Raw genomic sequence first — 13799 nt, forward strand, 5'->3', positions numbered from 1 at the left:
ACTATCCGAAACGTTGCATCAATGCAGCATCTTTATAGCCCTCTGAAGTTACAATCCAGTCTTTTAGCAAACCACATTGTACAAAACCACAGGAAAGAAATAACTTCATACTGGCTTCATTCTCTATTGCGACATGTGCATAGAGTTGATGGATTTGCAGAAAATCAAATGCATAATCGCACAATAGGTTGAGTGCATCAGAAGCATAACCCTCCCTACGAAAATCAGTATGTACTGCAATACCTACAGCTCCACGTGAATGCAAAGGAACAAAGTCGGTTATGTCAATCGTTCCAAGGATACGATTGTCTTCACGACGTATAATCATCAGACGCAATTGTTTATCAGCAAACATATCGCTTTGAGATCCCTCAATGTACTGACGCAATACATAACGGGAATAAGGCACAGTAAAACTGCTTATATCCCACATCAAAGGATCATTTTCCATTTCGTACATCACATCAATATCTTCCGGTTCTACAGCACGGAGATAAATACGGTCATTTACTAAAAAAGGTTGTTTCATGTTTTAATTAATACGTTTGTACTTGGCATAAAAATAACACAAAGCACAGAAGTGCTTCCATGCCAAACGGGAGAATAATTTCTTATTTGTAGCACGACGCCAATGATGTACTATTGCATATTGAGGGAGATAAACGACTTTCCAGCCTTCCGCCACAATACGCATGCAATAATCAGCATCTTCGGGGCCATAAAAGATGTTTTCATCTAACAGTCCGATCCGCTCTATTACTTCCCGGCGAATCATCTGACAAGCACCTATTACATAGACAGGTTCGATAGGTGAAGTGACTGTTTGTAAATCCGGAACATTCGTTTTAGCTATACCTAATACATTTTTTATCTTCAGCCATAATCCGGGAAAGGATTTAAAACTATCTTGTATCTGATTATTATTATCAATCAGCCTACAGGCACACAGTCCCACTTTCGGATGTTCATCCAGATAAATTTCCATTCCGGATATGGCATTTTCATTTACTACAGTGTCATTATCAAGAAATAACACTTTATTACCTTGTGCAAGCTCCAAGCCTCTGTTCCGGGCATAAGCTACGCCTTTATTGCAATCATTTATATGCAGATGAATTTGAGGATAATTCACAGTCAGATACTGACACGTACCATCTCCCGAACCATTATCGACTACAATTACTTCAACATCCTTCCGTCGCATGACAGGTTGAAGCGAGTACAAACAGTTCCGTAAATAAGAAAGCTGATTCCAGGTGATAATTACAATAGATAATTGAACCATTCTTTTCAACCGAACAATTTGATTTTCAAAGCCTTCAATGCATGAGTAAATTCACTCAAACTAGAGAACCGTTTCAACTGCGTTATGACAAAATGCGGAGAAAGGAAATAACTGACATTATTATAGAACAAGATACGTTCCATATCCTTTGACGACAGTGAAGGATATCTCAATATCGATTCACGTTGTACGTCAGTAGGAACGTATTCTTTGGTTTCCAACCAACCGTTTTCTTTGGCCATAGCATAAAACTCCGTACCTGGGAAAGGAGAAACAATGTTGAACATCACCTGATCTACCTTCAGAGCCTTTGCTTCACGCAGAGTATGCCGCAATGTCTCTTTTGTTTCCAACGGACTGCTTCCAATAAGGATATTCAATTTCACAGGTACATGATATTGTTTCAACCAACCTATAGCCGTATAAATCTGCTTGCTGGTAATTCCCTTCTTTATAAATGCCAGAATTTCATCATTGAATGATTCGACGCCTAAATCTACATAACGACAACCAGATTCTCCAAGCATCCGTGCAATTTCTTCCGTTATAGCATCCACGCGCGCCTGACATCCCCATACAATACCATATTTCTTCATAATACGGCAAATATCCCCCGTACGTTTTTCATTCCAAATGAAATTATCATCCATGAAACCTATCGCCTTATACCCCTCTTTACTTATTTGTTCTACTTCTGCCTCGATACTTTCAATAGAACGGAAGGAGATAAATGGCTTTTTGCCATGCTCTTTCTGATATTCTATTTCACGGGCAAAAGTGAGTGAACTAGGGACGCAATAAATGCAATGGAACGGACAATTCCGGGAAGTTACCATCGTCGTATAAGGTCCTATTTTTAATTTGGGATTAAAGTATCTTCTATCCTGTATAAAATGGCGTGCCGGGAAAGGTAAATCATCCAGTTCTTTCATCAAAGGACGGGAAGGATTGTGCTTCACTTTCTCTTCTTTCAAATAAGAGATGCCTATGATAGATGTCCAGTCAGCACCATCAGCTATTGCTTTGGTTAATTCCAAAACAGTTAGTTCCGGCTCTCCACGCACAACTATCTCTTTGTCACTCAGCAAACATTTGGAAGTGAAATAAGTAGGACCCGGTCCCATAAATATAACATAGGCTTTCGGATTATTCTTTCGAATCAGTTCCAATGCCAATAAATCATTTTCAATGGAGAGATTAACAGCCCAAATATAATATATATCACTAGTATCGTTTTTCAGAAAATCGGAGAAGATCTCACGAGACTCACGTTTGTAGACAAAATCACGATAATGGATATCATCAAAGCCTTCTTTTTCAAGTAAAGCGACAACAGTCAGTTCATAAATATTAGGTGCAAGATAAACCACACGGGTACAACCGGCAGTACGTTCAGCCGGATTCTTATTGTCAAGTACAGGAGGTATTAAAAAAGTAAGTTTCATGCTCTCATCTTTCTTTGATTTTAAATAGAATCTCCCTTATTTATATGTAGTTCTTCACGTAAACGCTTCTCACCAGGAATGCAAAATAAGGAAGCTGTTAAAGTTATTAACGCGCAAAGCAGTCCTGTATTGCTTAAAGTCAGATAATATGTAAAAATATTAATGATAACCGCAACCTCCAAAATTAACAAGCGTACACTACTCCATCTGAAATACAGGCGCAAAGCTTCCGGAAAAGAGACTACATCTATTTTCTTAGTCAGAACCCATGAAAATAATTTTAATGCCAATGGTACACAAGCTGCAGCCAACAGTATTCCGATTGTTTCTGCCAGATAGGAAGCTCCGAAATTATCAGCATAAAGCCCCACCCACTCATGATCACATTCACCCAGTAAAACGACTATCAAAGGAAGCCCCCAGAAAAGGGTATATTCTATTTTTAAATTCAAAAGAGTTTTTCGTATTAGTTCTTCCATAATTCAATTTCATTTTTTCCTATACAGTTCCTGTAAATACCGTCCGGTTAACAATGCTTCGTCCCAGTGTCACTTCATCAGTATACTCCAACTCATCACCTATAGAAACACCACGGGCAAGTACACTCAACTTAACACCCATTCTTTCGAGCTTACGGTAGATATAAAAATTGGTCGTATCTCCTTCCATGGTAGTGCTCAAGGCAAGTATAACTTCTTTTATTCCACCGTCTGCCACACGTTGCACAAGGCTATCTATCTGAAGATCACTGGGTCCTACTCCATCCATAGGTGAGATAACACCTCCCAGCACATGATATAATCCACGGAATTGCTGAGTTCCCTCTACCGCCATTACATCCCGGATATTCTCTACCACACAGATTGTTGAAGCATCACGGGCGGGATTGGCGCAAATCTGGCAGGTATCTGTATCGGATATATTATGACATACATGGCAATACTTCACCTCGCGTTTCAATGTGATAATTGAGTTTCCAAAAGCTTCAACGGTAGCGCTATCTTGCCGCAGCAGGTGAAGCACCAGTCTCATAGCAGTCTTTCGTCCTATTCCGGGAAGTTTGGAGAACTCTCCGACTGCCTTTTCAAGCAGTACAGAAGGATATTGTTGGTTCATATATTTCTAACTGAATCTATTATTCAGTGCAAAGATACTTATTATTTGCAGATAGAAAAAACCCGTCACGTGAATTGCAAAATAAATCGTACCTTTGTGCCCGTTATGAGAATACTTGTCACTATTATATGCTACTTTGCAGTACTGCTACTGATAGCCCGCCTTACCGGAAGGGGAAAAAGAAGCGGTTCGGATGCCGCATTCTTCCGGGGAGAGAATCGGTCACCATGGTATATCGTCTCTTTCGGGATGATCGGTGCCAGCATATCGGGAGTGACCTTTGTATCTGTACCTGGTATGGTGCGAAGTATGGACATGACGTATATGCAAACAGTTTTCGGCTTTTTCTTCGGTTATCTGGTGGTAGCACACGTGTTACTTCCCTTATATTACCGGCTCAATCTGACAAGTATCTACAGTTATCTCGGCACACGAATCGGACCACGAACTTACCGTACAGGTTCTTTCTTTTTCTTACTGTCCCGTATGCTGGGTACAGCTGCCAAAATGTATCTGGTTTGCCTCATTCTTCATACATATGTATTCGGTAGCATGGATATACCCTTTTGGATGATTGCTGCCGGTTCAGTGACACTGGTTTGGATATATACGCATAAAAGTGGTATAAAAACAATTGTCTGGACAGACACTTTACAAACCTTCTGTCTGATAGCAGCATTAATCTGCATCATCTATATTACCATACAAAAGTTGGATTTAGGAGAAAACAGCATAATACAGCTTATCAGTAATAACCCACATAGCCGTATATTCGTATTTGATGACTGGATGTCACGACAGAATTTTTTCAAGCAATTCCTGAGTGGCATTTTCATTGTAATTGTGATGACAGGGTTGGATCAAGACATGATGCAGAAAAATCTTTCCTGTAAAAACCTGCGCGAGGCACAAAAGAATATGTATTGTTACGGGTTCTCTTTTATCCCGCTGAATCTCCTGTTTCTTTGTTTAGGGATACTTCTGTTGATATTGGCAGGACAAATGAGCCTTATCCTCCCGGAAGTGAATGACGATATACTTCCGATGTTTACCACACAAGGATATCTGGGGCAAACAGTACTTATACTCTTTACAATCGGTATCATTGCAGCGGCATTCAGTAATTCCGATTCCGCACTGACTGCAATGACTACCAGTGTATGTGTAGACCTTCTTGACACCAATAAAGATACAGAAGAAGTAGCCCGGCAACAACGTGGGAGAGTACACATCATATTATCTGTGATACTCATTCTCTTCATCTGCCTGGTAGAAGCACTCAACAATAAAAGTGTAATCGATGCTATCTATATCATCGCTTCCTATACGTATGGCCCGTTATTGGGTATGTTTGCTTTCGGACTATTTACACGCAGAACCACCCGAGATCGGTGGGTGCCGTTTATAGCAGTAGCTTCTCCATTGATATGCTATGCTCTCGATTGTTTCGCAATGCAGAGGTATGGATATAAGTTCGGGTATGAGTTGCTAATGTTGAACGGAATACTTACTTTTGCAGGGATGTACGCTTTATCTTCAAATGAAATAATTAATAAAGAATATGGAAATATCAAACGCTGAATTTATCATTAGTAATACGGACGTAAAGAAATGTCCGGCCGGGCGCCTTCCTGAGTATGCTTTCATCGGACGCTCCAATGTGGGTAAATCCAGCCTTATTAATATGCTGACTGGCCGGAAGGGGCTGGCTATGACATCGGCTACTCCCGGAAAAACAATGCTTATCAATCACTTCCTAATCAATGATAGCTGGTACATCGTCGATCTTCCGGGTTACGGTTATGCCCGTCGCGGAATGAAAGGTCAGGAACAGATTCGTACCATCATCGAAGACTATATCCTGGAACGTGAACAGATGACAAATCTCTTTCTGCTGATAGACTCCCGTCTGGAACCACAGAAAATAGATATGGAATTTATGGAATGGTTGGGCGAAAACGGAATACCATTTTCCATTATATTTACCAAAGCAGATAAATTGAAAGGTGGACGCTTAAAGATGAATATCAACGCATACATACGCGAACTTCGCAAACAGTGGGAAGAACTTCCCCCCTATTTTGTATCCTCTTCGGAAGACCGGATGGGACGCACGGAAATATTGGATTATATAGAAAGTATCAATAAAGAAGTTAATTCAAAATAGACAAAGTAGAATGAAAAAGTATGTTTTATCGCTGACAGTCGTGTCAGCTTTATTGCTTGTTACAACGAATGTACAAGCACAATCATGGAAAGATTTATTTAACAAAGACAACATTGAAAAAGTCGTAAATGCCGTAACCGGTAATCAAACGATAGATATGACCGGAACCTGGACATATAGTGGTTCGGCTATTGAATTCGAATCAGATAACCTGTTACAGAAGGCAGGTGGTGCAGCAGCGGCGTCCATTGCAGAAAAGAAATTGGACGAACAGTTGGCAAAAGTCGGTATCAAAGACGGACAGGTCAGCTTTACTTTCAATGCGGACAGTACTTTTACAAGTACAGTAGGAAAACGTACCATGACCGGAACTTATTCATATGATGCGACAGACAAAGTTGTACATCTAAGATACTTCAAGTTGCTGAATATGAATGCAAAGGTAAACTGTACAAGTACTAATATGGACCTGCTGTTCAACTCTGACAAACTACTGAAACTGATTGCATTTATATCAAGTAAAAGTAGTAGTACAACTCTTAAAACAATCAGTTCACTGGCAGACAGTTATGACGGAATGATGTTGGGGTTTGCATTGAAGAAATAAACCATTGACAAACAGAAAAAGTGTCAATGGGATTTACAGAAAGTGCCGATTGCATTTGGTTAATATGCAACCGGCACTTTTTTATTAGCCAAAATTCATGGAAAGTTATGTTTCCCGCACGGGGAAGTGCATCAGGCGATAGTTGGTGAATGGAAACACAGGACGAACGTAGACTTTTACTCTTAATCTACTACTCCGAAACGATACACACAATGACTGTAATATTTTTCTCCGGGACGAAGTACTGTGGACGGGAATTGTGGCTTATTAGGACTATCCGTAAAATGTTGCGTCTCCAGACAAACGGCCGTACGCTTCTGATAAGCAATCCCCTTCTTTCCTACCATTGCACCACGCAATCCGTTTGCCGTATATACCTGCAATCCAGGTTCTGTAGTATAAACCTCCATACTACGTCCGCTTTTAGCATCTACCAGACGAGCCGCCAGCTTCGTATCATCTCCGTTCGTATTCAGCACCCAATTATGATCATATCCTTTCACTATATTCAGTTGCATTACATTTTCATTAATACGCTCACCAATTAAATGAGGAGTGGTAAAATCAAAAGGTGTTCCCGCTACCGGTAAGATCTCTCCCGTAACACATTTCAACGAATCATAAGGAGTATACATATCCGCATTGATATAAAGAGACTGGTCTTCAACTGTCGTATCGAAATCACCGGAGATATTAAAGAAAGAGTGATGTGACAGATTAATAACAGTAGGTTTATCTGTTTCCGCTTCGTAATGAATATCCAGTTCATTGTCATTGGTCACCACAAAAATAACATGTACCTGCAAATTACCGGGAAATCCATTCTCCCCATCCGGAGAAAACAAACTTAATTTCAGTGCATTTTCATCCAGCTGTTCTGCCTGCCATATTTTAGAAGCAAAGCCCGGATCTCCTCCGTGAGCGCAATGTTCTCCGGTATTAGGAACAAGATGATATGTAATAGAATCCAACGTAAAAGTAGAATACATGATTCTACCGATATATCGTCCGATGGTAGCACCAAAGTTCTGTTTTTTAGCGAGATACTCAGCAATAGTAGGATATCCACATACGATGTCCTCCATTTTTCCATTACGGTCCGGTACCATTAACGAAACTACCCTCCCACCATAGTTTGTAATGCAAACCTCCATTCCATTCTGATTTTTAAGCACATACAAATTTGTCAGTTGTCCGTCTACTTCCGTCTGAAAGTCCCGTACATCCAAACCGGAAAGTGTCATCTCTTTTTCTTTTCCACAAGATGCACACAGCAATAAAATAAAAGCTATAAAAATGATACTTCTACTATTCATAAGCTATTGTTCGTCTTTTTTTAATACTATTTCGCAAAGATACGGCATTATTTTTAAAAAAAAGCTCTACCTTTGTCATTCATAAACCATAAAAAGGAAATGAATATGAAAAAAATAGCATTATTCGTTGCAATGTTGGTAATGGGAATCAGTTATGCATCTGCTCAAACTGCCGACATTAAGTTTGACAAAACCACTCATGATTTCGGAACATTCTCAGAAAACAATCCGGTTGTATCTTGTGTATTTACTTTCACCAATATCGGCGATGCTCCTTTGGTTATTCATCAAGCTGTAGCATCTTGCGGATGTACAGTGCCCGACTATACAAAAGAACCGATTCTTCCAGGAAAAACAGGAACAATCAAGGTGACATACAACGGAACGGGTAAATACCCCGGACACTTCAAGAAGTCAATTACTCTTCGCACAAATGCAAAAACAGAAATGATGCGTTTGTACATTGAAGGTAATATGACAGCAAAAGATGCTAAATGAGAAAAAATAGACAACAACAGTAAGGAGAATCTTTCGATTCTCCTTTTTTTTTGCTTTCTTTGATGCATATTTACAGAATACATAATTAAACACATTAAATATTTATATAGAAACTATGAAACAAGAAGAAGACAAATTCACCGGCTTGCCCGAGAATGCGTTTAGAGAATTAAAACCGGGCGAAGTATACAACCCTCTGATGAGTCCCGGTAAAAATTATCCGGAAGTAAACTTCTGGTCAGTCACTTGGGGTATCACCATGGCCATCCTTTTTTCGGCAGCCGCTGCCTACCTGGGGCTGAAAGTAGGTCAGGTATTCGAAGCTGCCATTCCTATTGCTATCATTGCGGTAGGTGTTTCCGGCGCGGCAAAACGCAAAAATGCATTAGGAGAAAATGTGATTATCCAGTCTATCGGTGCTTGTTCGGGTGTTATCGTAGCCGGAGCCATCTTTACACTCCCCGCTTTGTACATTCTGCAAGTTAAATATCCGGAGATGACGGTTACTTTCATGCAGGTATTCATCAGTTCGCTGTTGGGTGGTGTATTGGGCATTTTGTTTCTTATCCCTTTCCGTAAATATTTTGTTAGTGATATGCATGGCAAATACCCCTTCCCGGAGGCTACAGCAACCACACAGGTACTCATATCCGGTGAAAAAGGAGGCAGCCAAGCCAAACCATTATTAATGGCAGGTATGATCGGTGGTTTGTACGACTTCATTGTAGCTACTTTCGGCTGGTGGAATGAAAACTTTACCACCCGTGTATGCAGTGTCGGTGAAATGCTGGCAGAGAAAGCCAAATTGGTATTCAAAGTAAATACAGGTGCTGCCGTATTAGGTCTGGGATACATCGTCGGATTAAAATATGCATCTATCATTTGTGCCGGTTCACTGGTAGTATGGTGGGTTATTGTACCAGGTATATCAATGTTTTGGGGAGATAGCGTGCTGAATGCATGGAACCCGGAAATCACTAACACCGTAAGTATGATGACTCCCGAAGAGATATTCAAATACTACGCAAAAAGTATCGGTATCGGTGGTATTGCTATGGCTGGCGTTATCGGTATTATCAAATCATGGAGCATTATCAGAAGTGCTGTCGGGTTGGCTGCCAAAGAGATGGGCGGCAAAGGGAATGTTGAGAAAAACATTATTCGTACACAGCGTGACCTTTCTATGAAGATTATCGCTATCGGCTCTATCATCACACTGATTCTTATTTTCCTGTTCTTCTACTTTGACGTGATGCAGGGTAATCTGGTACATACAATAGTGGCTATCGTACTGGTGGCAGGTATCTCTTTCCTGTTTACTACAGTGGCCGCCAATGCAATCGCAATTGTTGGTACTAACCCTGTTTCGGGTATGACACTGATGACGCTTATTCTGGCTTCTGTTGTAATGGTAGCTGTAGGATTGAAAGGTCCTTCGGGTATGGTAGCTGCGTTGGTGATGGGTGGTGTAGTATGTACAGCCTTGTCCATGGCAGGTGGTTTCATTACCGACCTGAAAATTGGTTACTGGCTGGGAAGTACTCCTGCCAAACAGGAGGCATGGAAATTCTTAGGAACAATTGTTTCGGCTGCTACGGTAGGCGGAGTCATGATTATCCTGAATAAAACATATGGTTTCACAAGCGGAGCGCTGGCTGCACCACAGGCAAATGCTATGGCAGCCGTTATCGAACCACTGATGAGTGGTGTAGGTGCACCCTGGTTGCTTTACGGCATCGGTGCGGTATTAGCTATCATTCTGACACTCTGTAAGATTCCTGCTCTTGCTTTTGCATTGGGTATGTTTATCCCGTTGGAGCTGAATGTGCCTTTGGTAGTAGGTGGAGCCATTAACTGGTATGTGACCAGCCGCAGCAAAGACACTTCACTGAACACTGAACGTGGCGAAAAAGGTACGTTACTTGCTTCCGGTTTCATTGCCGGTGGTGCATTAATGGGTGTTGTAAGTGCAGCGATGCGTTTTGGTGGTATCAATTTAGTGAATGATGCCTGGCTGAATAATACCTGGTCGCAGGTACTCGCTCTAGGTGCTTATGCCCTGTTGATTCTTTATTTTATCAAAGCTTCGATAAAAGTGAAGTAATATTTCTCAAGTAACGATATAAAAACTATTTTCATGAAAAACCTATTAATGGTTGCATGTTTCGTAATCCTCCCCCTGAGCTCCACAGCCCAGGGGGATCGTTACAAGCAGATAACCGACCCCAAACTAACCAGTATCAACCGTGAAACTCCCCGCAGTACTTTCACATCGTACACCAACGAAAAAGATGCAACCGTAAACAACCGCAAAGATGGTACTTTCCGCCTCTCGCTGAATGGTAAATGGAAATTCAACTATGTAGACAGCTTTTCCACCCGCCCTACAGACTTTATGCTTCCTGAGAAAAATGTAAGCGACTGGGCAGATATTGAAGTTCCCGGCAACTGGGAACGACAGGGTTTCGGGATTCCGATCTACGTAAATACCACTTATGAGTTTTGTTCACCGGGCTATGCTCCCTACTGGAATAAACCCAATCCTCCGTATGTACCGGAAGAATGGAACCCGACAGGTACCTATCGCCGTGACTTTAACCTCCCTGCCAACTGGGATGGAAAAGAAATATTCCTCAGTGCCGACGGAACCAAAGGTGCAGCATTCTACTACCTGAACGGAGTATTCATTGGAATGAATAAAGATGCAAAAACTCCTGCCCGGTTCAACATCACGAAGCAGGTGAAACCTGGTAAGAATGTGCTTGCCGTACAAATTCACCGCTTTTCGGATGCCAACTATCTGGAGTGCCAGGACTTCTGGCGATTGAGTGGCTTTGAGAGAGATGTCTATCTCTATGCACAACCCCAGCTCCGTATTGCAGACTTTAAAGTGGAAAGCCCGTTGGATGCTGACTACAAAAACGGTATCCTGAAATTCAAAATTAAAATAGCCAATAGTGGCAAGCCGGTTTATCCTTCATATGTTATCTCTTACAAACTTCTTGATAAAGACGGACAACAGGTAGCTACTTCAGACTATGCTGTAAAGGCAATGCCTGCTCCGGGCATCTCTCAAAGCCTGAACGAATTTGTTTTTGATGACAATATCATCAAAAACCCCAAACAATGGACAGCTGAAACTCCCTACCTATACACCCTCGTTATCAGCCTGAAGAAACCCGAAGGTGGTGAGGTAATGGAAGCAACCAGTGTGAAAGTAGGTTTCCGTAGCGTGGAAATGAAAAACAACCAGCTTTGTGTCAATGGTAAACCAATTCTCGTAAAAGGTGTAAATGTACACGAACACGATGAACACACCGGACATTACGTCACTGAAGAGCTGATGTTGAAAGACTTCGAACTCTGGAAGAAGTACAACGTAAACACCGTCCGTACCTGCCACTATCCACAACAAGAACGTTTTTACGAACTATGTGATGAATATGGAATCTATGTGATTGATGAAGCCAATATCGAATCTCACGGAATGGGATATAATCGCGAAGTAGGTGGTACTTTGGCCAACAACCGTCTATTCATGGATGCACACGTATACCGTACCATCAACATGTACGAACGTGATAAAAACCATCCTTCGGTGATTGTGTGGTCATTGGGAAATGAGGCCGGAAACGGTGTTAACTTCTACAAGACTTATAGTGCACTGAAAGAACTCGATAGTCGTCCGGTACAATACGAACAGGCACACCTGGAATGGAATTCGGATATCTACTGTCCGATGTACACACGGCCTGCCGACATCGAGAAATACGCAAAGGATCCGAAACATACCCGCCCGCTCATTTTGTGTGAATACGCACATGCTATGGGAAACAGTCTGGGTAATTTCCAAGAATACTGGGACATCATTGAGAAATATCCGCTCTTACAAGGTGGTTGCATTTGGGATTGGGTAGATCAAGGCTTTGCAGAGAAAACTGCCAACGGACGTAAATACTGGACCTATGGTGGTGATTACGGTGCCTTTGGTACTCCTTCCGACGGAGATTTCTGTATCAATGGCGTTGTTTATCCGGACCGGACTGTGAAACCGCATACTACGGAAATGGGTAAAGTGTATCAGAATATCAAGTTTATCAACTTCAACAAAGACAAGAGAACAGTCGATTTACGCAATGATTTCAGCTTTACCAATCTGAATAAATACGATTATCACTACATTATTCGCGATCACGGAAATGAGATATATACAGATAAATTCCAGGTCAGTGGAGCGCCGGGCGAGACGGTAACCGTACAATTGAAAGGTATCCCGCAGACACAAACCAATACCGGCGATGTACGCATCGAATTTTATGCTACCGTCCGCACTCCGGAACCATTCCTTCCGGCAGGTACAGTAATAGCCCGTGAACAGAACTACATCTATACTTTCCACAAAGACAAAGTGGCTCAGCAAGAAGCTGCACCCATGAAGGAAACAGATACACAGGTTATCTATTCAGGAAAGAACTTCAAGGCTGTTTTCAATAAGAAGAGTGGACTGCTCGTCTCTTACCAGTACAACGGAGCAGAGTACATTCTCAACGGACAAGGATTACATCCTAACTTCTGGCGTGCACCGATTGACAATGATTATGGTGCAGGATTGCCACGCAAACTGGGAGTATGGAAAGAAGTAAGTTATCAGGATATAACGGCTGCCTCTTTCAATGCCTGTAACGGAGAAGTGACCTGTACTTACCAATTCCCGCAAACTGACGCAACTTGGGATATTATTTACAAAATTTACACAAACGGAGTAATAAAGGTAGATAACCGCTTTGTGGCAGCCAATGAAAAGACTCCGATGATTCCACGTATCGGCCTGCGTATGCAAATGCCGGAAACATTCACCACACTTACTTACTACGGACGCGGACCAGAAGAAAACTATCGCGACCGCCGTACCTCACAGTTCTTTGGTGAATACTCCACTCCTATCAAAAAGATGTACGAACCCTACATTCGCCCACAGGAAAACAATCACCGCACAGATATTTACTGGTGTGCACTTACCAATAAATCCGGTGCAGGATTGCTCCTTGTAGCCGACCGTACTTTCGAAATGAACGCCTCAAACTATCCACTCGAAACCCTTGATAGCGGAGACGATTTGCACAACGCTGCCCCGCGTACAGCCGAAACCAACCACCGTCATCTCACTGATCCGAAACCGGAAAAGATGGTAGATCTCTTTATTGATTACCGCATGATGGGTGTCGGTGGTGATAATAGCTGGGGAGCACTTGCACACGAGCCTTATCTGATTCGTACCGGTGTACAGAATGTTGTTGAATATGGCTTTACACTGGTTCCTTTCGGTCGTAAAACCGATTTCAGAAACTTAATTTATCAATATTAA

Annotated in this window: 12 protein-coding genes; 6 read left to right on the plus strand and 6 right to left on the minus strand. The window is 41.8% G+C overall.

Annotation, left to right across the window (positions count from 1 at the left end; genetic code table 11):
* Nucleotide 1 precedes the first annotated feature (1 nt).
* Genes HCG69_RS10400 through recR form a run of 5 tightly spaced genes read right to left on the minus strand, consistent with a single transcriptional unit; the run spans nucleotide 2 to nucleotide 3846 of the window.
* A complete protein-coding gene (locus tag HCG69_RS10400; protein ID WP_221649986.1) occupies nucleotides 2-529 on the minus strand; it encodes a GNAT family N-acetyltransferase in 528 nt (175 codons plus the stop codon).
* A gap of 3 nt (nucleotides 530-532) precedes the next feature.
* Nucleotides 533-1285: a glycosyltransferase family 2 protein gene (locus HCG69_RS10405; protein ID WP_221649987.1), complete on the minus strand. Its 753-nt coding sequence runs from the start codon at nucleotides 1283-1285 to the stop codon at nucleotides 533-535.
* A 5-nt stretch (nucleotides 1286-1290) separates the two neighbouring features.
* On the minus strand, nucleotides 1291-2730 hold the full coding sequence (locus HCG69_RS10410; RefSeq protein ID WP_221649988.1) for a radical SAM protein: 1440 nt from the start codon (nucleotides 2728-2730) through the stop codon (nucleotides 1291-1293).
* A 20-nt stretch (nucleotides 2731-2750) separates the two neighbouring features.
* Nucleotides 2751-3209, minus strand: coding sequence for a hypothetical protein (locus HCG69_RS10415; RefSeq protein WP_221649989.1), 459 nt, complete (start codon nucleotides 3207-3209; stop codon nucleotides 2751-2753).
* A 19-nt stretch (nucleotides 3210-3228) separates the two neighbouring features.
* Complete coding sequence (recR, locus tag HCG69_RS10420) at nucleotides 3229-3846, minus strand: recombination mediator RecR (protein ID WP_002560508.1); 618 nt, start codon at nucleotides 3844-3846, stop codon at nucleotides 3229-3231.
* Nucleotides 3847-3951: 105 nt separating this feature from the next.
* Between recR and HCG69_RS10425 the strand changes: the two genes are divergently transcribed.
* From HCG69_RS10425 to HCG69_RS10435, 3 genes are read left to right on the plus strand one after another with little or no spacing between them, the layout of a single operon-like run.
* Nucleotides 3952-5427, plus strand: a complete 1476-nt coding sequence (locus HCG69_RS10425) for a sodium:solute symporter (RefSeq protein ID WP_221650069.1) — start codon at nucleotides 3952-3954, stop codon at nucleotides 5425-5427.
* Nucleotides 5408-6013 (plus strand): ribosome biogenesis GTP-binding protein YihA/YsxC, encoded by a 606-nt coding sequence (gene yihA, locus HCG69_RS10430; RefSeq protein WP_221649990.1) that lies wholly within the window; start codon nucleotides 5408-5410, stop codon nucleotides 6011-6013. Before HCG69_RS10425 ends, yihA begins: the two co-directional genes overlap by 20 nt.
* Before the next feature lie 10 nt (nucleotides 6014-6023).
* Nucleotides 6024-6620, plus strand: a complete 597-nt coding sequence (locus HCG69_RS10435; protein WP_221649991.1) for a DUF4923 family protein — start codon at nucleotides 6024-6026, stop codon at nucleotides 6618-6620.
* 182 nt (nucleotides 6621-6802) lie between these two features.
* Here the strand turns inward: HCG69_RS10435 and HCG69_RS10440 are convergent, their stop codons facing one another.
* Nucleotides 6803-7936 (minus strand): aldose epimerase family protein, encoded by a 1134-nt coding sequence (locus HCG69_RS10440; RefSeq protein ID WP_221649992.1) that lies wholly within the window; start codon nucleotides 7934-7936, stop codon nucleotides 6803-6805.
* Between the two features lie 105 nt (nucleotides 7937-8041).
* Between HCG69_RS10440 and HCG69_RS10445 the strand changes: the two genes are divergently transcribed.
* The 3 genes from HCG69_RS10445 (at nucleotide 8042) to HCG69_RS10455 (ending at nucleotide 13799) form a co-directional block, all read left to right on the plus strand.
* A complete protein-coding gene (locus tag HCG69_RS10445) occupies nucleotides 8042-8434 on the plus strand; it encodes a DUF1573 domain-containing protein (protein WP_221649993.1) in 393 nt (130 codons plus the stop codon).
* Nucleotides 8435-8549: 115 nt separating this feature from the next.
* Nucleotides 8550-10538: an OPT family oligopeptide transporter gene (locus HCG69_RS10450; protein WP_221649994.1), complete on the plus strand. Its 1989-nt coding sequence runs from the start codon at nucleotides 8550-8552 to the stop codon at nucleotides 10536-10538.
* A 33-nt stretch (nucleotides 10539-10571) separates the two neighbouring features.
* The gene (locus HCG69_RS10455) at nucleotides 10572-13799 is read left to right on the plus strand and encodes a glycoside hydrolase family 2 TIM barrel-domain containing protein (protein WP_221649995.1); all 3228 of its coding nucleotides are present in this window, start codon (nucleotides 10572-10574) and stop codon (nucleotides 13797-13799) included.

The sequence above is a fragment of the Bacteroides sp. K03 genome (assembly GCF_019734355.1).
GTDB lineage: Bacteria > Bacteroidota > Bacteroidia > Bacteroidales > Bacteroidaceae > Bacteroides > Bacteroides nordii.